This window comes from Shinella sp. M31, from assembly GCF_049199205.1.
Classification (GTDB): domain Bacteria; phylum Pseudomonadota; class Alphaproteobacteria; order Rhizobiales; family Rhizobiaceae; genus Shinella.
The window spans coordinates 114,286-135,695 of the sequence record NZ_JBLZPH010000152.1; the positions used below are offsets into that span (position 1 = coordinate 114,286).

Below are 21,410 nucleotides of genomic sequence, written 5' to 3' on the forward strand. Positions count from 1 at the left end.
GGCATTTGCGCCGCCGCCTCCGACCATCGCCGGTCATATCCTCTGTGCCGCACAGGCACGCCACGGGATATCACGACAGGTGAGCCCGTGAGGGAAACCATTTTCTGCCGCGCCTCGAAACCCGGCGTGCGTAACCGCCGAAACCCCAAGGCACCGATCCCGCCTCGCCGGCAACGCGCTCCGGTGTATCCGCGGCGGGACAGGAGGATTATGGGCAGGGGTTTTGGAGGTGGGGAAAATTTTTTTTGGAACGTCGAACTGGAGCCCAAATTTCCTGCGAGATCGAGAGGCTTGACGCTCAATGTAATCGTGCACTTGGCACTCGATTTCCCTTATTAAAGAGCCATCATAGAAAGACGTTTTCATGTTTGACACAACAATAAATCATTTCAAATCCGTTTTTGCCCATCAGTTTTTTGTGAAACCTGCAGATACAAACTACTTGCTGGCACGCTTTACCAGATCACAAGGTATGCATGAGGAATTTTACTGGCAGTCTCTTCAAGCAATCGAAAAATATATAAAATCTGGCTTGATACTAAACGGTCAATCCGCGAAAGGCTTTGGGCATGACATTGTCAAACTCTGGAAAGCCCATAAAGTGACATTTGGGCAAGCGGCGGCTCATAACATCGAAAAGCCCGATCAACTGCATAGCGATCGCTGGCGAACAACGTCGCTAGAGCACCTCGTTGAAAAGATAAATATAATGGGTCATCCCGATAGCCGCTATGGCCTCATCTCCTACCACACCTCGCCAGATGATCTTTTCAAGCTTGATCAACTTGTCTTCGAGCTGCGTAGAAGGACAATAGGCTTGGAATGGAAGGTGGGAGAGGATTGGGATGTTGAGGAGCCCCTTAAGTCGTTTCTTGGCCTCCCCTACAAGAAGGTGATTGAAGATCTGCCGAAATATCAAACAAGGCCAATGGAGGTCCCGCGGACACCCCTTGCTTTGGCGGGCAACACCATGAATGACGTATTTCATGCCTGGAACGCGGCTTTTCTTCGAGACAATTCGGACTATGAGAAACCTTTCCCTTCGTCAGTTTCATCCGATGTTGGAGCACTCTCGAACTCGTATCTTTTTCTGCTCTGGGAAAGCCTTCAGGCAACGAATATCACCCCTGAGGTGATTGCTCGTATTGAGTGGTTGCTCGATTCTGTGACGATCGACAAAGCCGTAAAAATTGCCTTTAGAGACAGGCTCACCAGCGGGACAAACCCGGTTACTGCATAACTGGGCGCAGAAAGAGGTTCAGAATGAAGTTTACCTCCCAATCCGTAAATCCTCCGCCATAGTGGCCGCATGTCCACGATTCGCCCTTTGATTCCCCTCCTCCTCACCGCAGGCATTCTCATCGGCGGCAACGGCCTTCAGGGCACGTTTATTGCGCTGCGCGCATCGCAGGAGGGCTTTTCGACGTCGACGATCGGGTTTGTCGGGGCGGGCTACAGCATCGGCTTTGCGATCGGCTGCATCTATGTGACGCGCGTGCTCAGGGCGATCGGGCATATCAGGACGTTTTCGGCCATGGCCGCCATTGCCTCGGCGTCTGCGATTGCCATGGTGCTGCTCATCGATCCTTTGATGTGGTTCGTCATGCGGATCGTCGCGGGCATCTGTTTTGCCAGCCTCTTCGCCACCGTCGAAAGCTGGCTCAATGCCTCCGTGACCAATGCCAACCGGGCGCGCACGCTGTCGATCTACCGTCTCGTCGATCTCGGCTCGGTGACAGCAGCGCAATATCTCATTCCCGGCATCGGCATCGGCGGCTTCGAGCTTTTCGCCATCGTCGCCATGGCGCTGTCCTTGTCGCTCGTGCCGATCTCGCTTGCCGACCGCTCCAGCCCGACCGTGCCGGAGGCGATCCGCTTCGACGTCAAAAAACTCTGGAACATCTCGCCGCTTGCCACCGTCGGCTGCATTGTTGTGGGATTGACCAATGCGGCCTTCCGCAATCTCGGGCCGATCTATGCGCATGATATCGGGCTGTCGGTGACGGCGATCGCCAGCTTCATGAGTGCGGGCATCGTCGGCGGCGTGGTGCTGCAATATCCGCTCGGTATCTATTCCGACCGGCTCGACCGGCGCCTGATCATTCTCGTCGCCACGCTCGGCTCGGCGCTTGCCGCGCTCTATCTCGCCTTCTTCGCCGGCGGTAACGAGTGGCGCAATTTCGTCGGCATCTTCATCTTCGGCGCCTTCGCCATGCCGCTCTATTCGCTCTGTTCGGCCCATGCCAACGACCATGCGGGCGACGGCGAGCATGCGCTGGTTTCGGCCGGTATGCTGTTCTTCTGGTCCTGCGGCGCGATCATCGGCCCGCTCTTTGCCTCCGTGCTGCTGCAGGTCTTCGGCCCGCAGGCGCTGTTCCTCTATACCGCTGTCATCCTTGTCGCCTTCATGTTCTATACGGCGCTGCGCATGAGCGCGCGCCCCGCCGTGCCCGCCGGCGAGCGGCGCAGCCGCTTCCGCAACCTGCTGCGCACCTCCTTCTTTTTCAACAAGCTCGCCGCCTCGGACAAGGACCGCAACGGCCGCCCCTGAGCCTGCGGCAATCTGGTTGCATCAGCCGCATTGCTGAGCCCGGCCCTCAGGTTTAGAAGCGGGTGACGCACCGGAGGGGATTGCCATGCTGACACGCCGCACGCTGATGAAGGGCACATTCGTCGCCGGAGCCTATGCCGGCGGCGTGAGCCTTGCGGGCCGTTTCGGTGGGTTCTCGGCACAGGCGCAGGCAAAGACGACGCTTGTGGCGCGCAACGCCGAGGCTTTGCTCACGGACAAGGGTCCGACCAAGGGCGTCATGACCTATGGCGACGGCGAAATACCGCCGGTGCTGCGCATGCAGCGCGGAAAACCCTTTGCGCTCCGGCTCGACAATAAGCTTGCCGAGCCCACCACGATCCATTGGCACGGGTTGCGCATCGACAACAAAATGGACGGCGTGCCCTTCCTCACGCAACCCTATGTCTATGGCGGCGACGGTTTCGACTATGCCTTCACACCGCCCGATGCCGGCACCTTCTGGTATCATCCGCACTGCAACACGCTGGAGCAGATGGGCCGTGGGCTGAACGGGCTCATCGTGGTGGAGGATCCGGCAGATCCCGTTTTCGATGCCGAGATCGTGCTGAACCTGCGCGACTGGCGGCTTGGCGGCGACGGGCAGTTCATTGCCCAGTTCAAGCCGCGCGACGCCGCCCGCGCCGGCACCTTCGGCACCGTGCGCACCGCCAACTGGCGGCAATCGCCGCAATATGACGCGCCCTCCGGCGGCCTCGTGCGTCTGCGCCTCGCCTCGACGGATGTCACCCGCATTCTCGCGCTCAATGTGGAGGGCGCGGAAGCGCAGGTCATCGCCGTCGACGGCAACCCGGCCGCCGAACGCTTTGCGCTCGATCACCTGATGATCGGCCCCGGCCAGCGGCTCGACCTTGTGCTGCGCATGCCCGATAGCGAAGGCGCCGCCGCCGCTCTCATGGACCTGCGCGGCACGAAACCTGCGACGCTTGCGACCTTCCGCGCCGTCGGCACCTCGCTGAAACGCGATATCCGCGACCTGCCGGCCCTTGCCGCCAATCCGCTTTCCGAGCCCGATCTGTCTGCCGCCACCGAACTGCCCTTCATCCTCAGCGCCTCCGCCGAGGAGCGACCGAAGGACGGCATCTGCGGTTCGCTCGGTTATAATTTCTGGGCAATCAACCGGGTGCCGTGGGCCGACGATACGGGCGACCCGACCGCGCCACTTGCCGAGATGAAGGCCGGCAAGACCTATGTCTTCAATGTCGAGAACCCGACGCCGCAGATCCACCCCCTGCACCTGCACGGCCTCGCCTTCCGGCCGATGAACTCGAACAAGCAGACGATCCGCCCGCATTTTTCCGACACCTACCTGATCCTGCCGGACGAGAAGGTGCAGCTGGCGCTGGTGGCCGACAATCCGGGCAACTGGGTGTTCCATTGCCACATCATCGAGCACCAGAAGACCGGCATGACTAGCTATGTGCGGGTAACCTGAGGTTTCCGGCGGACAAATTTTCGATTGTGGCAAAACCGTGGACCGTCTAAAGCTGCGCGATCATAAAAATCAAGAAAGTCCGCCCGAGCCCGTCATGCAGATCATCGAGACCACCGCAGCCCTTCGCGACGCCTGTGAGACGCTCGCCCGTTCCGAGTATCTGACCATCGACACGGAGTTCCTGCGGGAAACGACCTTCTGGCCGGAACTGTGCCTCATCCAGCTCGCCGGTCCCGAGATCGAGGTGATCGTCGATCCGCTCGCCAAGGGCCTCGACCTTGCCCCCTTCTTCGAGCTGATGGCGAATTCCGCCGTGTTGAAGGTGTTCCATGCCGCGCGGCAGGACATCGAAATCATCTTCAACCGCGGCAATCTCATTCCGCATCCAATCTTCGACACCCAGGTCGCGGCCATGGTCTGCGGCTTCGGCGACAGCGTCTCCTACGACCAGCTCGTGCAGAAGATCAAAGGCGAGCATATCGACAAGTCCTCGCGCTTCACCGACTGGAGCCGCCGCCCGCTCACCGACAAGCAGCTCGAATATGCGCTGGCCGACGTCACCCATCTGCGCGACGTCTATCTGGCGCTGAAGGAGAAGCTCGAGGAGGCCGGCCGCTCGCTGTGGCTGACCGAGGAAATGGCGGTCCTCGAATCGCGCGAGACCTACGACCTGCATCCCGACGATGCCTGGAAGCGGCTCAAGATGCGCGTCAAGAAGCCGATCGAGCTTGCCGTGCTGCAAAAAGTCGCCGCCTGGCGTGAACGGGAGGCCCGCGGCCGCAACGTGCCGCGCTCGCGCATCCTGAAGGACGACACGATCTACGAAATCGCCCAGCAGCAGCCGGCCGACGCCGAAGCGCTGGCGCGGCTGCGCACCATCCCCAAGGGCTGGGAGCGCTCGCAATCGGGCACCGCGCTGCTTGAGGCCGTCGGCGAGGCGCTGGCGATCCCGAAGACCGACCTGCCACGCCTGCCGCGCCAGACCCATGTTCCGGAAGGGGCTGCATCGGCCAGCGAAATGCTGAAGGTGCTGCTCAAGATCGTTTCCGAAAAGGAAGGCGTCGCCGCCAAGATCATCGCCAATTCCGACGATCTCGAAAAGATCGCCATCGAAGGCGAGGCCGCCGACGTGCCCGCCCTCAAAGGCTGGCGCCGCGACCTCTTCGGCGAAACCGCCCTCAACCTCATCGGCGGCAAGGTGGCGTTGCGCTTCGTCGACAAAAAGATCGAAGCGGTGGAGATCTGACCCCGCAAACATGGCGCGGATGGAAAAAGGGCGGCCCAGGGCCGCCCTTTGTGTTTTCAGCGACGGCCGGCTTAGAGGATGAAATCCGTGCCCTTCAGCGTGACCAGCGCATCGATGGTCAGGGTGAAGTCGGCAGTGCCGTCACCGTTCACGTCGCCCTGAACAAGCGTGTCGCCATTCTTCTGCAGATAGTGAAGCTGGCCTGCGACATCGCCAAACGCCGCCGTACCGATGAACTTGAAAGCTGTGCTTCCCGTACCGGAACCATTGGCGTCGATTGCCGAGAGGTTGATCTTGTCGCTTCCCTGCGTGAAGTCGAGAATCTTGTCGCCTTTCACGGCCGCGACCGTCTCGAAGACGAAGGTATCACCGCCGCCGCCACCCTTGAGGACATTGACATCCGCGCTGGCAATGATCGTATCCTTGCCCGAGCCGCCGATGACGTTTTCGAAACTCCGGATATGGAAGTTGCCTGCTCCGGTCTTCACCGTGGACTGACCGTCGAGATCGATCGTCAGCGCACTGGTAAAGGCGGAGAAATTGACCGTATCGATATCCTTGTCCGTCGTCTCCGTCACGCCCTCGCCGCCGTCGACGGTGACATTCTGCCCTTTGTCGGTCAGTGCCGCGAACTTGATCGTATCGGCATCGCGCCCCAGCGATATGTAATCGGCACCACCCGCACCAAGCGTGACCGTGTCGGCACCACGTCCCATATAGACGGATCCGACCCAGGCGTTGCCCGTCGTTGTCAGCTTATCGGCGCCACGGCCGAGGTCCATGCTGCCGACTTCGCCGTTTCCAACGACGGAAACCGAGTCATTGCCACGGTTCAGGCCGATGTAGCTCGCCCAGTAACCGATAGTGACGTTCTCGGTATTGCCGCCACCAACGAGCGTTTCCACCTCCGCGTTTTTCAGGTTGACCGTGCTTGTTCCGTTCGTTCCAAGTGCAAGATAGCTGATATAGACGCGATTATCGTCCGTTACGCCGTTCGTCGAGTCGGTGATCGTCACGTTGGCATTGCCGCTGATGCGGATGACACCAGCACCCCAGAAATTGCCGGTGAGGCTGAGGCTTACGGTCCGCATGGGGGCATCCGTCGGCGCCCAGAGACTCATATTGTCGAGCCAACGGTCAAACCATTGATAGGTTTCTTCGCCAACGGTAAATTGCGTCGAGCCGTTGAGTGTTCTGCTGATATTCGAATTGATGGTACCCACGACCGTCCCCTCCGTTAATTCCGGTTCGCCAGTCGGCCCCGACAAGCCTTCGCTTATCCGGGCCGCTTCTGCGTGATTAAATTCTGCCGCACGCGCCATATGACGCGTCCTCGAAGTCGACGCTTAACTTTCGATAGCATTGCGATATGACTGCGGTAATCACTAACCTTGAGGGATATTACAGTGTGTCATAGAGTGGCCAGCATTCTGCATCGCTGACGACAGCGTTATCTACACAACGCCCGATCAATTATGCCATAGCACAGCAAACGACCGAGTTTCCGCTTCACCCCCTCCGAATTTAATTTTTAATTAAACAAGAATCTACTAAAAAATCAAGTAGAAGCAGTGCTCTTGCAGGCTCCTCCGGAGCAAACGCAAATTCCCGCATCCTCGTCATGAAAACGACAAGCAACTGTCAAGCGGCAGTCATGCACAGCTCCTATCAAACGGCCTCGCTTTTCGAACCCCGAGGACGATATGACCAAACATCTTTTTGCCACCGCCGCCCTTTCGCTTCTGATGACGACCGCAGCGCTTGCCGCAGAAAAGGAATTTCCGGCCACGCTGAAGGCCCATGCCATCCTTCCGGCCAACACGATCCTCGCGGCACCCGCCGACGCCGCCGACTATCTCAAGACCTCGGGCAAGTTCTCGACGGCCGACCGCAAGCGCGTCGATGCGCTCGGCACCGTCATGGGCAAGGACGGCGTGCGCGAGACCGGCCTTTCCCTGCCCTTCGACGGCCAGCCGATGCAGGGTTTCTCCGGCATCAAGGCGATGGACGACGGCTCGTTCTGGACGCTGTCCGACAACGGTTTCGGCAACAAGCTGAATTCCACCGACGCCATGCTGATGATCCACAACGTGCGCTTCGACTGGGACAAGGGCACGATGGAGCCGGTGAAGACCGTGTTCCTCTCCGACCCGGACAAGAAAGCGCCCTTCCCAATCGTCATGGAGGGTGCTGCCCAGCGGTATCTCACGGGCGGCGATTTCGACGTCGAATCCATCCAGCCGGTCGCGGACGGCTTCTGGATCGGCGAGGAATTCGGCCCCTATATCCTGAAATTCGACCTCGAGGGCAAGCTGACCGACGTCATCGCCACGGAGGTCGACGGCAAGCCGGTGACCTCGCCCGACAATGCGACGCTCGCCGTCCAGGCCGACCCGTCGAAGAAGATGCCGGTCTTCAACCTCAAGCGCTCCGGCGGCTATGAGGGCCTTGCGCTTTCGAAGGACGACTCGAAACTCTACGGCCTGCTGGAAGGCCCGATCTGGGTCGACAGCGAAAGCGTCGAGCAGGCGGATGGCCGTCCGGCGTTGCGCATCATCGAGCTCGACGTCGCGTCCAAGGCATGGACGGGGCGCAGCTGGCTCTATCCGCTCGCCGAAGGCGGCGAGGCGATCGGCGATTTCAACATGCTGGACGAAACGACCGCCCTGGTGATCGAGCGCGACAACGGCGCCGGCACGGCCGACAAGGCCTGCGCCGATCCAAAGGACCCGAAGCCGGATTGCTTTGCCACCGCTTCCAAGGTCAAGCGCATCTACAAGATCGCCATGACCGACGAGAACGTCGGCAAGGCCGTGCGCAAGATCGGCTATATCGATCTCCTGAAGATCGCCGATCCCGACAACAAGAAGCGCCAGGGCGGCGGCGACGGCTTCTACGACATGCCGTTCGTGACGATCGAAAACGTCGACCGCGTGAATGAGACGCACATCATCGTCGGCAACGACAACAACCTGCCCTTCTCCGCCGGCCGCGCGCTGGACAAGGCCGACGACAACGAATTCGTCCTGCTGGAAGTGGGCGAGTTTCTGAAGGCCGAGTGATCGGCAGGCGGCGGCATCTGGTGGTGCCGCCGTCCCTTCCGCCTAGCGCGGGTCGACCAACTGCAGGATCAACTGGTGCACATTGCCGCCGTCGCTGAGCTCGACCTTGTCGAAATCGCGGCTGCGGGCGCGCTGGGCGTCGGAGAGTTCGCCGAGGCGGGCCTGGAGCTGGGGGCGGATCTTTTGGCAGTTCGGGTCGTTCTCGACCGTCATGCCGACGCTCATCGCCTCGATCTGCTTGACCATGTCCTTGATGAAATCGCCGTGGATTTTTTCATGCGCGGTCACGCCGGCGATGAAGGTGTCCCAGCGGCTTTTCAGGGGCTCGGATAGTTTCGATTTCAGCTTGGGCAAGGTGTAGGTGATGATGAGCTTCGGCTTGTTGACCGTGATGACGCAGGCATCGCCCTGGCGCTCGTATTTGCGCGTCCAGGTCAGCTTGAAGCCGGTGTGGGCGATGACGCGGGCAATGCCGAGTTTCGGACCGCGCTCGCCGATCGACCGATAGATCTCGAGGCCCGTGCTTCCCTGCACCGTATAAGGCTCAACCCGCTCGGTTGCCTGCCAGTCCTGCGCAGCGGCAGGGCCGGAAAGGAAGAGGCCGATGGCGACGATCAGTCGAGTTGGGGTCCGCATGGCAGGCCTTACAGGAACTTGAAGGCAAGCCGCTTGCCGGTGAGCTTGGCAAGCTGCTGCAGGCGGCCGTCGAGGCGTTCGCCGGCAAGCTCGCAATAATCTGCGGGCACGACGAGTTCGAGGTCGATATCCGGGCTCGTCGACTTGCGGAACGCCAGATGCGGCACGACGCCCGGCATGGAGGCCGAGAACAGATAGACGATGCGCAACAGGCCGCCGACGAGCTTGGCCAGCTCGCGCAGGCGCGGCGTCGCGATGGCGGCGAGCGAACTGCTGACGGCGTCGTCGTTCAGGCCTTCGAAACGGTAGTAGTTGGCGAGCGCGATGAACGCGCGTCCGGGATGGGTGATGCCGATGAAGGTGCCGTGCGCGATGAGGTTCAGCGCCTGCAGGCCGCGATAATCCGGGTGCGCGCGCCAGCTGATATCGGCAAGCAGGCAGGCGGCTTCGCGGTAGCGATGCTCTTCGTCCGTTTCAGTGATGCCGAAGAGCGGCATCATGCGACCGGTCCAGGCGGCCAGTTCGCGGGCGTGCTCCGGCGAGCGGGCGCGCAGGATGGCAAGCTCGCTGGCAGCGGCCAGCAAGGGATCGCGCGCTTTCTCGCGGTCGGTGAGCAGCGAATAGAGATACCCTTCACGCACGCCTTGTGCGGAGAAGAAGACCCGCGAGGGCTTCATGATGGCGATCGTCTCCTGCATGGCGACGGCGCCGAACGGCAGCAGGTTGCGGCGGCTCTTGGAAATCGCGCTGTAGGCCTGATCCTTCTGGTCCTTGGCGGTGACGATATCCGTCAGGAAATCCATGGCGTCGGAGAAGCCGAGTTCGTAGCCCTGGATCATGTGCAGCGGATAATTCTGCATTTCCATATGCAGCGCGCCGATGGCGCGCCAGGTGCCGCCGACGGCATAGAAGGCGCGGCCGGCGCCCTTCTTCAGGAGATCGGCATTGCGCAGATACTTGCGCGCGACGATGCGGGCCTGTGCCGCCGAGCCGCCCGAGGCTTCGGACAGGCGGATGCCGCCGAGCGGCAAGGTGATGCCCTTGCCGACCTGCACGCCGGCGACATCGACCAGTTCCAGCGAGCCGCCGCCGAGATCGCCGACGATGCCGTCGGTATCGGCAAAACCGCTGACGATGCCGAGCGCGGAGAAATAGGCCTCCTCCTCGCCGGTCAGCACGCGCACCTTCTGGCCGAGGATCATCTCGGCCCGGTGGATGAAATCGGGGCCGTTTTCCGCCTCGCGCGCGGCGGCGGTCGCCAGCGCATACATGGTGGAGGTGCGCGCCTGCCAGGAAAGGGCCTTGAAGCGGTGCAGGGCGGCGAGCGCGCGGTCGACGCTCGCCTCGTCCATGCGGCCGGTCTTGGCGAGCCCCTTGCCGAGGCCGCACATCACCTTCTCGTTGAACAGGACGGCGGGGGAACGGCTCATGCCCTCGTAGATCACGAGGCGAATCGAGTTGGAACCGATATCCACGACCGAGACCGGGGCAATTCCAGGCAAACGCCCCTGCGCTTCAGATTCAACCATGCGGTTCCAGTTTATTTCTTCCGGCGGCCTTGCCAGCCCGCGATCGCCTTCGGTGCGGAGGACTTCAGGGCTTCACCCCGGCCCGACAGGCTGGGATTGGTCATGAAGTAGTGCTGAGCGTTGAACGGCTCGGCACCGGGCTGCACTTCCATGCGCCGGGACGTTCCGTCCGCCAGGATCTCGTAGCTCTGCTGGTTATCGATGAGATTGCCCAACATGATCTGCGAGAGAACCTGCTCATGCACCGTCCGGTTGATCAGAGGCACGAGTGTCTCGACCCGCCGGTCCAGGTTTCGCGGCATCATGTCCGCGGAGCCTATATAAACCAGCGCCTTGTCGGAGGGAAGCCCGTGACCATTGCCGAAGCAGAAGATGCGGGAGTGTTCAAGGAAGCGGCCGACGATGGATTTGACGCGAATATTGTCCGACAGGCCCGGCACCTGCGGGCGCAGGCAGCAGATGCCGCGCACCACGAGATCGACGGCCACGCCGGCCTGGCTGGCGCGGTAGAGCGCGTCGATCGTTTCGGGATCCACAAGCGAATTCATCTTCATCCAGATCGCCGCCGGCGCGCCATTCTTCGCATGCGCAATCTCCTCGTCGATGTGACGCAGGATGCGCGGGCGCAGCGTATAGGGTGAGAAGGCGAGCTTCATGCCGGCCTCGGGCTCGCCGTAACCGGTGATGAAGTTGAAGATATTCGCCATGTCGCTGGCGATGGTCGGGTTGCAGGTGAAGAAGGACAGGTCCGTATAGATCTTCGCCGTGATCGGGTGATAATTGCCGGTGCCGAGGTGGCAATAGGTGCGAAGCTTGCTCTCTTCGCGCCGCACGACCATCGACATCTTGGCGTGCGTCTTGAGTTCGATGAAGCCGAAGACGACCTGCACGCCGGCGCGCTCCAGGTCGCGCGCCCAGCGGATGTTGGCCTCTTCGTCGAAGCGGGCCTTGAGTTCCACCAGCGCCGTCACCGACTTGCCGGCCTCGGCCGCATCGATCAGCGCGCGCACGATGGGGCTGTCGTTGGAGGTGCGGTAGAGCGTCTGCTTTATCGCCAGAACGTCAGGATCGCGCGCAGCCTGGAGAAGGAACTGGACCACCACGTCGAAGCTTTCGTAGGGGTGGTGGACGACCATGTCCTTTTCGCGGATGGCGGCAAAGCAATCTCCGGCGTGCTCGCGGACGCGTTCGGGAAATCGGGCATTGTAGGGCTCGAACCTCAAATCGTTGCGCGGCGCCTTGGTGATTTCCGACAGCGTATTGAGCGCGAGCAGGCCCGGCAGGACGGCGACGCGATTGTCCGGCACGCCGAGCTCGCCGACCACGAAGCGGCGCAGCGTGTCCGGCATTTCGGAATCGGTCTCGATGCGGATCACCGAGCCGCGGCGGCGGCGCTTCAGCGCCGTTTCGAAGAAGCGCACGAGATCTTCGGCCTCTTCCTCCACTTCGATATCGCTGTCGCGGATGATGCGGAACGTGCCTGAGCCGCGCACGATGTAACCGGGGAAGAGTTTGCCGATGAACAGGCCGACGGCATCCTCCAGCGTGATGTAGCGGATCGCGCCCTTGGCATCCGGCAGGCGGATGAAGCGGTCGAGCGCGACCGGCAGGCGCAGGAGTGCCGTCATCGGCTCCTTGCCCATCGTGCTGTCGAGCTGGAGACCGATGGAGAAGCCGAGGTTCGGGATGAAGGGGAACGGGTGTGCCGGATCGATGGAAAGCGGCGTCAGCACCGGGAAGATCGACTGGGTGAATTCCTGTTGCAGCCAGACCTTGTCGTCGCTCGACAGCGCCGTCGGGCGGACGATCAGGATGTCTTCCTTGGCGAGGTATTGCTGGAGCACGGCGAGCGAGGCCTGCTGCTCCATCTGGAGATTGTCGATCTCCTTCAGGATGTCGTCGAGCTGTTCGGCCGAGGTCTTGCCGTCGGGACTGCGGATCGCGATGCCCTGGCGCACCTGGCCTTCGAGGCCGGCGACGCGCACCATGAAGAATTCATCGAGGTTGGCGGCGGAAATCGACAGGAAGCGCACGCGCTCCAGCAGCGGATGGGCGGTGTTCAGCGTTTCTTCAAGGACGCGGCGGTTGAATTGCAGCCAGGAGAATTCGCGGTTGATGAAGCGCTCCGGGCTCGCCATCAGGGCTTCGACATCGACGCCGGGCGCTTGCGGCTGCACACCCTCGGCGGGATTTTCTTGAGAAAGGTCCGGGTTGCCGGTGTCCATGAGAAGTCCGCCCTGACTGCCGTCACAAATGACGGAAACGATTTCTACTTTTTTCCGAAGCGCTTAACCCAGTTTGACGACAGAACTGTGACAGTCAATCCTCGCCGCCGACCATTTCGCCCAGGACCTCCTGTGCCAGCGTGCGGGTGATACGGCTGCCGCGGGCGAGTGCCAGGCGGTCGAGCCGTTCGACCAGCGTCTGCGCCGCCTCCAGCGAGCGCTCCATGCGCGCCACCATATAGGCGACCAGCCGGTCCTCCACGAAGAGCTGGCGGTCGGCGAAGAGCTTGACGATGACCTGTGACAGCAGTTCGTCGTCGGGCTCGCCGATCTCCACGACGGTCGCGGCCTTGAGGCGCGAGCGCAGGTCCGGCAAATCGACGGACCAGGACATCGGCCAGAGACGGCTCGTGATGAGCAGTGTGTGGCCGTGCTGGCGCACATTGTTGATGATGTGGAACAGCGTGCGGTCGTCGAAGCCGGCGCGGTCGGCATCCTCGATCAGGACGGGGCCATGCTCCGCGGCCTCTTCCGCGCCGGTGCCGGGCTTCGCTTCGATCAAGGACGCACCCGCCTTATCGCGCCAGATGGCGGCGAGGTGCGACTTTCCCGACCCCACGGGGCCGGCGATGATGACGACGGGTGCCGGCCAATGCGGCCAGGCGTCGATCATCGCGACCGCCGCATCGACGGGTTCGGCGATCAAGAGGTCGTCGCGGCCCGTTGCCGGGTCGTGTTCGAAAACGAGCGGAAGCTGCTCGGCCTTGTTGCGCGAAGTCATGGCTTTACTCGGATACTCTCACTCATTCGCCGTTCGGCGTGCTCTCTTCCAGGAGAACGGGCTTGCTCGCCCCATAATAGAGATCGCTGTCAAGGTAGCGCGACAGGCCGAAGCGAACAAGCACGCCGACGGCCGCCGCCGCCGGCACGGCGATCATCAGCCCGACGAAGCCGAACAGCGCACCGAAAGCGACGAGCGCAAACATCAGCCAGACCGGATGCAGGCCGACGCGTGAACCGACCAGCTTCGGCTGGAGGATGTTGCCCTCGATGAACTGGCCGGAGAAGAAGATGACGGCGACGAGCACCACCATCCAGTAATCCGGCCAGAACTGCACGACCGCCACGCCGACGGCGAGCACCAGCCCGACCAGCGAGCCGACATAGGGGATGAAACTGATCAGGCCGGCGAAGAGGCCGATCAGGAGACCGAAATTCAGGCCCGCGAAGGACAGGCCGATACCGTAATAGAGGCCGAGAATGATGCAGATGGAGCCCTGCCCGCGCACGAAGCCGGCAATGGCTGCATCCATCTCGCTGGCGATCTGGCGGACATTGCCGACATAATCGCGCGGCACCCAGCTGTCGACCTTGGCGATCATGCGGTCCCAGTCGAGCAGCAGGTAGAAGGCGACGACGGGCGTGACGACGAGCAGCGAGACGATGTTGACCAGCGCCATGCCGGAATTCCACAGCTGCTTGAACACCGCGCCGAGGAAGCCCGCACCCTCCGCGAGAATGGAGGAAAAGCTCTGCTTGATCGTGCCCATCTGACTGCTGATCCATTTCGGCAGCAGGTTGGGATTGAAATTGGCCACCAGCTCCTGAAGCTGGGTGACATAGCCCGGCAGCTTCTCCAGGAAATCGGCGGCCTGCGTGGCGAGCAGCGGGATGACGATCATCAGCGACAGCGCAAAGAGGATGACGAAGGCGACGAGGATGACCACCGTCGCCATCATGCGGGAAAGACCGATGCGCTCCAGCCTGTCGGCGACCGGATCGAGGAAATAGGCGAGCGCCATGCCGGCGATGAAGGGCAAGAGGATATCGCTGAAGACCAGCAGGAAAAGCACGAAGAAGACGAAGGCGATGAGCCAGAAGATCACCTGCCGCTTCAATCCCGCGCCGCTGATATGGGGTGCCATCGCGCTCTTCCTCGTTTTTCCAATCGCCGCCGCTACGGGATGGAGATAGGATGCGGGGCGGATTGCGGTCAAGGCTCGCCAGGCGAATGGGCCACCGTCCGGGGTAAATCGGTGAAAAAAGCCCTGACTTCCCGGCATTCGTCTTGCACTTGCCGCCCCATCATGCCAATCGGGCGCGAACAGCGCGCAAGTCCGGAGACGAGAGCATGAGCCAGTCGGGAAAGAACGGTCTGACCTATAGCGATGCGGGCGTCGATATCGACGCGGGCAACCTGATGGTCGAGAAGATCAAGCCGGCCGTGCGCTCGACGCGCCGTCCGGGCGCAGACGGCGAGATCGGCGGCTTCGGCGGCCTGTTCGACCTCAAGGCTGCCGGCTTCAAGGATCCGGTGCTCGTTGCGGCAAACGACGGCGTCGGCACCAAGCTGAAGATCGCCATCGACGCGGACCGCCATGACACGGTCGGTATCGACCTCGTCGCCATGTGCGTCAACGATCTCGTGGTGCAGGGCGCCGAGCCGCTCTTCTTCCTCGACTATTTCGCGACCGGCAAGCTCGACCCGGATCAGGGTGCCGCCATCGTCCAGGGCATCGCGGAAGGCTGCCGGCAGGCGGGCTGCGCGCTGATCGGCGGCGAGACCGCCGAAATGCCCGGCATGTATTCGCATGGCGATTATGACCTCGCGGGCTTTGCCGTCGGTGCGGCCGAGCGTGGCCAGCTTCTGCCGGCCGGCGACCTTGCCGAGGGCGACGTCATCCTCGGGCTTGCCTCCTCCGGCGTGCATTCCAACGGCTATTCGCTGGTGCGCAAGATCGTCACGCTCTCGGGCCTCGGCTGGGATGCACCGGCCCCGTTCAACGCCGGCAAGACACTCGGTGAAGCGCTGCTGACGCCCACAAAAATCTATGTGAAGCAGTTGCTGAAGGCGATCCGCGAGACGGGTTCCATCAAGGCGCTGGCGCATATCACCGGCGGCGGCTTCCCGGAAAACATTCCGCGCGTGCTGCCCAAGCACCTTGCCGCCGAGATCGACCTCGATGCGGTCAAGGCGCCGGCCGTGTTCTCCTGGCTGGCCAAGACCGGCGGGGTGGAAGCCAAGGAAATGCTGCGCACCTTCAACTGCGGCGTCGGCATGATCGCCGTCGTGCCGGCCGACAAGGCCGATGCGGTCGCCGCCGTGCTGACCGGCGAAGGCGAGAGCGTCTTCCGCCTCGGCCGCATGGTCGCCCGTGAAGAAGGCGCCGCCGGCACGATTTACAAGGGCACGCTCGCCTTATGACGAGCCCGGCCCGCAAGCGCGTTGTCGCCTTCATCTCCGGCGGCGGCTCCAACATGCTGGCTCTGGCGAAGGCGGCCGAGGCACCGGAGTTTCCGGCCGAAATCGTCGCCGTCTTCTCCGACAAGGCTGATGCCGGCGGGCTTGCCAAGGCCGAAGCGCTGGGCATTGCGACCCGCACCTTCCTGCGCAAGGATTTCGCCAGCAAGGATGCGCATGAGGCGGCGATCCTCGCCGCACTTGCGGAATTCCGGCCGGATATCCTCTGCCTTGCCGGCTATATGCGCCTCCTCAGCGCGGATTTCATCCGCCCCTACGAGGGCCGCATCCTCAACATCCACCCGTCCCTGCTGCCGCTCTTCCCGGGTCTGCACACGCATCAGCGCGCCGTCGACGCGGGCATGCGGGTTTCCGGCTGCACGGTGCATCTGGTCAATGCCGGCATGGATGAAGGCCCGATCCTGGCGCAGGCCGTCGTGCCGATCATCGATGGCGACACGGCCGACAGCCTCGCGGCGCGGGTGCTGGTGCAGGAACACGCGCTCTATCGCCGGGTGCTGGCCGGCTTCGCCGCCGGCACATTGCCGGGCGGCACCGATCCCATGCAGAGCGTGCTTTCGCTCGGTTGAGAGTCTTATGCGGGAGCGAATTCGCTGCGGTTCAGCATCAGCCATTGCAGCAGCATGATGGTCTTGGCATCGACGATGACGCCGGAGGCGATCAGGCCATAGGCTTCGTCGATCGGCATTTCGATCACCTCGATATCCTCGCCCTCCCCCTCGACGCCGCCACCTTTACCATCGCGTTTCGAGGCATCGATATGGGCGGCAAAGCAGCTGACACGCTCGGTCAGCGTTCCGGCGCTGGAATACATGTCGAAGAGGTGGCGCACGTCGCGCACCGCATAGCCGGTTTCCTCCATCGCCTCGCGAATGACGGCGTCTTCCGGGCTGTCGTCGTCGAGCAGGCCGGCGGGCGTTTCGAGCAGGAAGCCATCCGGATGACCACCGAAAAAGGCGCCGGGGCGGAACTGGCGCACGAAGATCACCGACTGCCTGACGGGGTCGACCAGCAGCACGGTCGCGGCCGCGCCGTGATCGTGTAACTCGCGGTCGAGGAATTCGACACGCCCATCGGCACGGGTCTGTTCGAGCACGAGTGTCTGCAGATGGATAAAGCGTTTCCACACCGTCTGCTGGTCTACGATGCGGATAGCGGACGAAACGGGGGCCGTCATGAAAAATCCTTGCTGGGATCAGGCCGTCTTGCGCAGCCAGACGCGATTGTCGTGGAAGGCGGCACCGCCATAGGGCGCGACCGGGTCGGCGCCGGTCAGTACGTTGATGCCCTCGCCGTCGAGATGGGCGGAATTCGGCCAGATGCCCTCGGCGATCAGCACGCCGGGCTTCACGACGTCGCTCACCTTGGCATGCAGGCGGATATCGCCCCTGACATTGCCGAGCTGCACGATATCGCCATCGGCAATCCCCTGCGCCGCTGCGTCCTCGGGATGGATCATCACCTCCGGCCGGCCCTCGCGCTCCCGCGAGCCCTTGGTCTCGGTGAAGGTGGAATTGAGGAAGGTGCGCGCCGGCGAGGTGGCGAGGCGGAACGGATGCGCCTGGTCCGTCTCCTCGATGACGGCGACATAATCGGGGAAGGTCGGCAGGTCCTCATGCGGGCCGAAGGCGCCGAGCACCTTCGGCGGCTTGTTGGGAGCCGGCGTGTTCGTCCAGTCGGGACGGAAGCGGAACTTGCCGTCGGGAAAGCTGAAGCCTCTGCCGAAATGCGCCGCCTCGAAATCCGGCTGGCAATCGATCCACTTCTCTTGCTTCAGCCCGTCGAAATCCATGTCGTAATAGGGCAGCATCTTCGTGATGTGCTCCTGTTCCGACAGGCCGAAGCCCGGCATATCGGCAACACCGAGGCGCTTAGCCAGTTCCTCGATGACGAAGAGATTGGTGCGCACCGTCGCCGGCGGCTCGACGAGTTTCGGGCCGAGGATGATGTGCTGGTGGCCACCGCCGCGGTAGATATCGTCATGCTCGACGAACATGGTGGCGGGCAGCACGATATCGGCGAGTTTCGCCGTGTCGGTCATGAACTGCTCGTGCACGGCGACGAAAAGATCGTCGCGCAGAAAACCCTGCTTCACGAGGCGCTGTTCCGGCGCGACGTTCACCGGGTTGGTGTTCTGGATCAGCATGGCGGTGACGGGGCCGCGGTCCCGCAGCGCCACGGCGTCACCCGTCAGGATGCGGCCGATCTGCGACTGGTCGAGCATGCGGATATCGGGATCGACGAATTTCGAGCCCATAAGCTCTGCCTTGCGCAGGTGGAAGATGGCGGAATTGCTGTGGAAAGCCCCGCCGCCTTCATACTGCCAGGAGCCGAGCACGGTGGCGATGGAGAGCGCCGCATGCATGGAGACCGCGCCGTTGCGGCTGCGGGTGAAGCCGTAGCCGAGCCGGAAGAAGCTCTTCTTCGTCTGCCCGACAAGCGCGGCAAAGGCTTCGATTTCGGCGACGGCGAGGCCGGTGATGCCGGCCGCCCATTGCGGTGTGCGGGTGGCGAGATGCGCTTCGAGGCCCGCCGGGTCGTCGGCGAATTTTGCCATATAGGCGCGGTCGGCATAGCCGTCGCGGAACGCGACATGCATGACGGCACAGGCGAGTGCCGCATCCGTGCCCGGCCGCAGCTTCAGTGCGATATCCGCCTGCTTCATCGTCGGGTTGTCGTAGATGTCGACGACGACGATCCTGGCGCCGCGTTCCTTGCGCGCCTTGATCGCATGCGTCATCACATTGACCTGCGTGGAGACCGCATTGGTGCCCCAGATGACGACACAATCGGACTTCGCCATTTCGCGCGGATCGGGGCCGCGCAGGGTACCGGCGCCCATGACAAAGCCGGTCCAGGCGGGGTTCGTGCAGATCGAGTCGAAGAAGCCGGAATAGCGCTTGGCGTGGCGCAGGCGCTCGATAGAATCGCGCTGCACGAGGCCCATCGTGCCGGCATAGTAGTAGGGCCAGACGGCCTCCACACCATGGGCCTGCTCGGCCTTGACGAAATTTTCCGCGATGGCGTCGAGGGCTGCTTCCCAGGAGATGTCGGCCCATTCGCCGCCGCCCTTGGCGCCCTTGCGGATCATCGGCTTCATCAGCCGGTCGGGATGGTAGAGCCGTTCGGCATAGCGTGCGACCTTGGCGCAGATGACGCCGGCCGTATAGCTGTTGTCGGCGCTGCCCTTGACGCGCCCCATGCGGCCATCCGCGCCGATCTCGACATCCAGCGCGCAAGTGGAGGGACAATCGTGCGGACAGGCCGAATGGCCGATGCGCGGTTTTCCGAGATGGGGGGTCGCAACGTTCATGGCTTTTCTATATTGCAGAGCGCTAGCTGCCAAAAGGCAAATCGTTCGACCATCGCAACAATTCATCGTCGCATCAGAGCGTTTGATCGCGCGGGGACCGCATGAACTATCGCCACATCTACCACGCGGGCAATTTCGCCGACGTCCTGAAGCACGCCGTGCTCGCCCGCCTCGTCACCTACATGCAGGGCAAGGACAAGGCGTTTCGCGTGCTCGATACGCATGCCGGGATCGGGCTCTACGACCTTTCGAGCGAAGAAGCGCAGAAGACCGGCGAATGGCTCGACGGCATCGGGCGCCTGCTGGCCGAGGACCTGCCGCCCGCGGTGGCTGCGGTTCTTGAACCTTATCTCAAGGTCGTCAACGAATTGAATCCGGAAGGCGGGCTAACCCATTATCCCGGCTCGCCAAAACTGGCGCGCATGCTGTTCCGTCCGCAGGACCGGCTGTCGGCGATGGAACTGCATCCCGACGACTACGAGACGCTGCACCGCCTCTTCGACAACGATTTCCAAAGCCGCATCACCCATCTCGACGGCTGGCTGGCTCTCGGTGCGCATCTGCCGCCGAAGGAGAAGCGCGGCATCGTGCTGGTCGACCCGCCCTTCGAGGTCGAGGGCGAATATGAGCGGCTGGTGGACGGACTGGAAAAGGCCGTACGCCGCTTTCCAGGCGGCGTCTATTGCCTGTGGTATCCGCTCAAGAAGAACGCGCCCATCGCAGAATTCCACAAGGCGCTGAAAGAGACCGGCATCCCGAAAATGCTGTGCACGGAACTCACGGTGAAAAGCGACCGCGGGACGACGGGCCTCACCGGCTCTGGCCTCATCGTGGTCAACCCGCCCTATACGCTGAAGCAGGAGCTTGACGTGCTGCTCCCCTTCCTGAAGGAACGGCTGGCGCAGGACCGCTTCGCCTCGGCGCGCACGTTCTGGCTCACGGGCGAGACGAAGGCCTCTTGACCTTTGCCGTTCGGCGGCAACAATCGCGCGCCGAACCGGGAGACCTCCATGACGCCTTCATCTCGCGCCCGATCCGTCCTGCTGGCGCTTGCCGCCCTGCTGGCGCTTGCCGGCTGCGGCGAGGAAAAGCCGGCCGAAAAGCCGCACACGGAGGAAAGCCGGAAGGCTCCGCAGACGCAGGCAAAAATCCCTATCGGCAAGGGGTTCGATTTCTACGTTCTCTCGCTGTCCTGGTCGCCCAGCTGGTGCGCGGAAAACGATGCTAGCGGCAAGACGCAGCAGTGCCGCAGGGGCAACGACTACGGCTTCATCATGCACGGCCTCTGGCCGCAGAACGAGCGCGGCTATCCGGAATTCTGCCGCACGCGCGAATCCGACCGCGTGCCTGACAGCCTCGGCCGCACCGTGCTCGACATCATCCCATCCATGGGCCTCATCGGCCACCAGTGGCGCAAACACGGCAGCTGCTCCGGTCTCAGCCAGCGAGACTATTTTTCGGTGGTACGCGCCGCACGGGAGCGCATTCATATTCCGAAGAGCCTGGAACCGCAGCGCGATGACATCAGCGCGGCGCCCGATGCGATGGAACAGGCTCTCATTGCCTCCAATCCCGGTCTCGACCGCAAGGGCATCGCCGTCACCTGCGCAGGCGGGCAGCTGGAGGAGATTCGCATCTGCATGACGCCGGATCTCGGTTTCCGCCCCTGCCCCGAAATAGACCGCGCCGCCTGCCGCGCCAAAACCATTCAACAGCCATCCATCCGCTAACCAGGACCCGCCGATGAAGATCTTCTATTCCTCCACCTCGCCCTATTCCACGAAGGTGCGCATGGCCGCGCATTATGCCGGCCTGCCGGCAGAATCGGTCACCGTCGACACGAATGCGGACCCGGCAGAGCTGCTTGCCGCCAATCCGCTCGGCAAGATCCCCGCGCTTTTGACCGATGACGGCCTTGCCGTCTATGACAGCCGGGTGATCATGAATTACATCGACCGCCAGACCCGCGGTTCGCTCTATCCGCGCAATGCCGTCAAGCGCACCGAGGTGGACATTCTGGAGGCCACGGCGGACGGCATCTGCGATTGCCTGCTCGCCATCGTTTACGAGCGCCGCTCGCGGCCGGAGGAGAAGGTGCACCAGCCGTGGATC

Annotated in this window: 18 protein-coding genes; 10 read left to right on the plus strand and 8 right to left on the minus strand. The window is 62.6% G+C overall.

Translation table 11 applies throughout. The annotated features are described in order from the left end of the window. The first annotated feature begins 364 nt into the window (after window positions 1–364). The 4 genes from ACOZKU_RS25045 (at window position 365) to rnd (ending at window position 5,271) form a co-directional block, all read left to right on the plus strand. On the plus strand, window positions 365–1,240 hold the full coding sequence (locus ACOZKU_RS25045) for a hypothetical protein (RefSeq protein ID WP_421581176.1): 876 nt from the start codon (window positions 365–367) through the stop codon (window positions 1,238–1,240). A gap of 69 nt (window positions 1,241–1,309) precedes the next feature. Continuing rightward, the gene (locus ACOZKU_RS25050; protein WP_314088041.1) at window positions 1,310–2,551 is read left to right on the plus strand and encodes an MFS transporter; all 1,242 of its coding nucleotides are present in this window, start codon (window positions 1,310–1,312) and stop codon (window positions 2,549–2,551) included. 79 nt (window positions 2,552–2,630) lie between these two features. After that, window positions 2,631–4,025 (plus strand): multicopper oxidase family protein, encoded by a 1,395-nt coding sequence (locus ACOZKU_RS25055; protein WP_421581194.1) that lies wholly within the window; start codon window positions 2,631–2,633, stop codon window positions 4,023–4,025. Window positions 4,026–4,125: 100 nt separating this feature from the next. Beyond that, on the plus strand, window positions 4,126–5,271 hold the full coding sequence (gene rnd, locus ACOZKU_RS25060) for a ribonuclease D (RefSeq protein WP_314088331.1): 1,146 nt from the start codon (window positions 4,126–4,128) through the stop codon (window positions 5,269–5,271). 71 nt (window positions 5,272–5,342) lie between these two features. Here rnd and ACOZKU_RS25065 read toward each other — a convergent pair whose 3' ends face one another. After that, a complete protein-coding gene (locus ACOZKU_RS25065; protein WP_421581177.1) occupies window positions 5,343–6,362 on the minus strand; it encodes a M10 family metallopeptidase C-terminal domain-containing protein in 1,020 nt (339 codons plus the stop codon). 612 nt (window positions 6,363–6,974) lie between these two features. On the opposite strand from ACOZKU_RS25065, the gene ACOZKU_RS25070 reads away from it, so the two are divergent. Next, complete coding sequence (locus ACOZKU_RS25070) at window positions 6,975–8,333, plus strand: esterase-like activity of phytase family protein (RefSeq protein ID WP_421581178.1); 1,359 nt, start codon at window positions 6,975–6,977, stop codon at window positions 8,331–8,333. Window positions 8,334–8,375: 42 nt separating this feature from the next. Here the strand turns inward: ACOZKU_RS25070 and ACOZKU_RS25075 are convergent, their stop codons facing one another. The 5 genes from ACOZKU_RS25075 to ACOZKU_RS25095 all read right to left on the minus strand — a co-directional run bounded on the left by ACOZKU_RS25075 (window position 8,376) and on the right by ACOZKU_RS25095 (window position 14,648). Next, window positions 8,376–8,969 carry a DUF922 domain-containing Zn-dependent protease gene (locus tag ACOZKU_RS25075; protein WP_421581179.1) on the minus strand — a complete coding sequence of 198 codons (594 nt, stop codon included), beginning with the start codon at window positions 8,967–8,969 and terminating at the stop codon, window positions 8,376–8,378. Window positions 8,970–8,977: 8 nt separating this feature from the next. Further along, on the minus strand, window positions 8,978–10,498 hold the full coding sequence (ppx, locus tag ACOZKU_RS25080; protein ID WP_421581180.1) for an exopolyphosphatase: 1,521 nt from the start codon (window positions 10,496–10,498) through the stop codon (window positions 8,978–8,980). 11 nt (window positions 10,499–10,509) lie between these two features. After that, the gene (locus ACOZKU_RS25085; RefSeq protein ID WP_421581195.1) at window positions 10,510–12,636 is read right to left on the minus strand and encodes an RNA degradosome polyphosphate kinase; all 2,127 of its coding nucleotides are present in this window, start codon (window positions 12,634–12,636) and stop codon (window positions 10,510–10,512) included. Between the two features lie 181 nt (window positions 12,637–12,817). Further along, a complete protein-coding gene (gene hdaA, locus ACOZKU_RS25090; protein WP_421581181.1) occupies window positions 12,818–13,504 on the minus strand; it encodes a DnaA regulatory inactivator HdaA in 687 nt (228 codons plus the stop codon). Between the two features lie 22 nt (window positions 13,505–13,526). Next, window positions 13,527–14,648, minus strand: a complete 1,122-nt coding sequence (locus ACOZKU_RS25095; protein WP_421581182.1) for an AI-2E family transporter — start codon at window positions 14,646–14,648, stop codon at window positions 13,527–13,529. Between the two features lie 206 nt (window positions 14,649–14,854). Between ACOZKU_RS25095 and purM the strand changes: the two genes are divergently transcribed. Together purM and purN are read left to right on the plus strand one after the other, a co-directional pair. Next, on the plus strand, window positions 14,855–15,928 hold the full coding sequence (purM, locus tag ACOZKU_RS25100) for a phosphoribosylformylglycinamidine cyclo-ligase (RefSeq protein ID WP_421581183.1): 1,074 nt from the start codon (window positions 14,855–14,857) through the stop codon (window positions 15,926–15,928). Next, the gene (gene purN, locus ACOZKU_RS25105) at window positions 15,925–16,554 is read left to right on the plus strand and encodes a phosphoribosylglycinamide formyltransferase (protein WP_421581184.1); all 630 of its coding nucleotides are present in this window, start codon (window positions 15,925–15,927) and stop codon (window positions 16,552–16,554) included. The genes purM and purN overlap by 4 nt, the downstream gene beginning before the upstream one ends. Before the next feature lie 5 nt (window positions 16,555–16,559). Here the strand turns inward: purN and ACOZKU_RS25110 are convergent, their stop codons facing one another. Together ACOZKU_RS25110 and ACOZKU_RS25115 are read right to left on the minus strand one after the other, a co-directional pair. Next, window positions 16,560–17,162 carry an NUDIX domain-containing protein gene (locus tag ACOZKU_RS25110; RefSeq protein ID WP_421581185.1) on the minus strand — a complete coding sequence of 201 codons (603 nt, stop codon included), beginning with the start codon at window positions 17,160–17,162 and terminating at the stop codon, window positions 16,560–16,562. Between the two features lie 18 nt (window positions 17,163–17,180). After that, window positions 17,181–19,298, minus strand: a complete 2,118-nt coding sequence (locus tag ACOZKU_RS25115) for a molybdopterin-containing oxidoreductase family protein (protein ID WP_421581186.1) — start codon at window positions 19,296–19,298, stop codon at window positions 17,181–17,183. A gap of 101 nt (window positions 19,299–19,399) precedes the next feature. On the opposite strand from ACOZKU_RS25115, the gene ACOZKU_RS25120 reads away from it, so the two are divergent. From ACOZKU_RS25120 to ACOZKU_RS25130, 3 genes are all read left to right on the plus strand, one after another. Then, window positions 19,400–20,260 carry a 23S rRNA (adenine(2030)-N(6))-methyltransferase RlmJ gene (locus tag ACOZKU_RS25120; protein WP_421581187.1) on the plus strand — a complete coding sequence of 287 codons (861 nt, stop codon included), beginning with the start codon at window positions 19,400–19,402 and terminating at the stop codon, window positions 20,258–20,260. 48 nt (window positions 20,261–20,308) lie between these two features. Beyond that, on the plus strand, window positions 20,309–21,028 hold the full coding sequence (locus ACOZKU_RS25125) for a ribonuclease T2 family protein (RefSeq protein ID WP_421581188.1): 720 nt from the start codon (window positions 20,309–20,311) through the stop codon (window positions 21,026–21,028). Between the two features lie 13 nt (window positions 21,029–21,041). Next, the coding region (locus tag ACOZKU_RS25130) for a glutathione S-transferase N-terminal domain-containing protein (protein WP_421581189.1) at window positions 21,042–21,410 on the plus strand (369 nt) is incomplete at its 3' end.

What these genes read in the sequence shown, in the direction of transcription:
- ACOZKU_RS25085 (WP_421581195.1), bottom strand. Translation starts at nt 12,636, where the DNA reads ATGGCGAGCCCGGAGCGCTTCATCAACCGCGAATTCTCCTGGCTGCAA.
- ACOZKU_RS25115 (WP_421581186.1), bottom strand. Translation starts at nt 19,298, where the DNA reads ATGAACGTTGCGACCCCCCATCTCGGAAAACCGCGCATCGGCCATTCG.
- ACOZKU_RS25050 (WP_314088041.1), top strand. Translation starts at nt 1,310, where the DNA reads ATGTCCACGATTCGCCCTTTGATTCCCCTCCTCCTCACCGCAGGCATT.
- ACOZKU_RS25110 (WP_421581185.1), bottom strand. Translation starts at nt 17,162, where the DNA reads ATGACGGCCCCCGTTTCGTCCGCTATCCGCATCGTAGACCAGCAGACG.
- ACOZKU_RS25045 (WP_421581176.1), top strand. Translation starts at nt 365, where the DNA reads ATGTTTGACACAACAATAAATCATTTCAAATCCGTTTTTGCCCATCAG.
- ACOZKU_RS25095 (WP_421581182.1), bottom strand. Translation starts at nt 14,648, where the DNA reads ATGGCACCCCATATCAGCGGCGCGGGATTGAAGCGGCAGGTGATCTTC.
- purN (WP_421581184.1), top strand. Translation starts at nt 15,925, where the DNA reads ATGACGAGCCCGGCCCGCAAGCGCGTTGTCGCCTTCATCTCCGGCGGC.
- ACOZKU_RS25070 (WP_421581178.1), top strand. Translation starts at nt 6,975, where the DNA reads ATGACCAAACATCTTTTTGCCACCGCCGCCCTTTCGCTTCTGATGACG.
- ACOZKU_RS25120 (WP_421581187.1), top strand. Translation starts at nt 19,400, where the DNA reads ATGAACTATCGCCACATCTACCACGCGGGCAATTTCGCCGACGTCCTG.
- purM (WP_421581183.1), top strand. Translation starts at nt 14,855, where the DNA reads ATGAGCCAGTCGGGAAAGAACGGTCTGACCTATAGCGATGCGGGCGTC.
- ACOZKU_RS25065 (WP_421581177.1), bottom strand. Translation starts at nt 6,362, where the DNA reads ATGCGGACCGTAAGCCTCAGCCTCACCGGCAATTTCTGGGGTGCTGGT.
- ACOZKU_RS25075 (WP_421581179.1), bottom strand. Translation starts at nt 8,969, where the DNA reads ATGCGGACCCCAACTCGACTGATCGTCGCCATCGGCCTCTTCCTTTCC.
- ACOZKU_RS25125 (WP_421581188.1), top strand. Translation starts at nt 20,309, where the DNA reads ATGACGCCTTCATCTCGCGCCCGATCCGTCCTGCTGGCGCTTGCCGCC.
- ppx (WP_421581180.1), bottom strand. Translation starts at nt 10,498, where the DNA reads ATGGTTGAATCTGAAGCGCAGGGGCGTTTGCCTGGAATTGCCCCGGTC.
- hdaA (WP_421581181.1), bottom strand. Translation starts at nt 13,504, where the DNA reads ATGACTTCGCGCAACAAGGCCGAGCAGCTTCCGCTCGTTTTCGAACAC.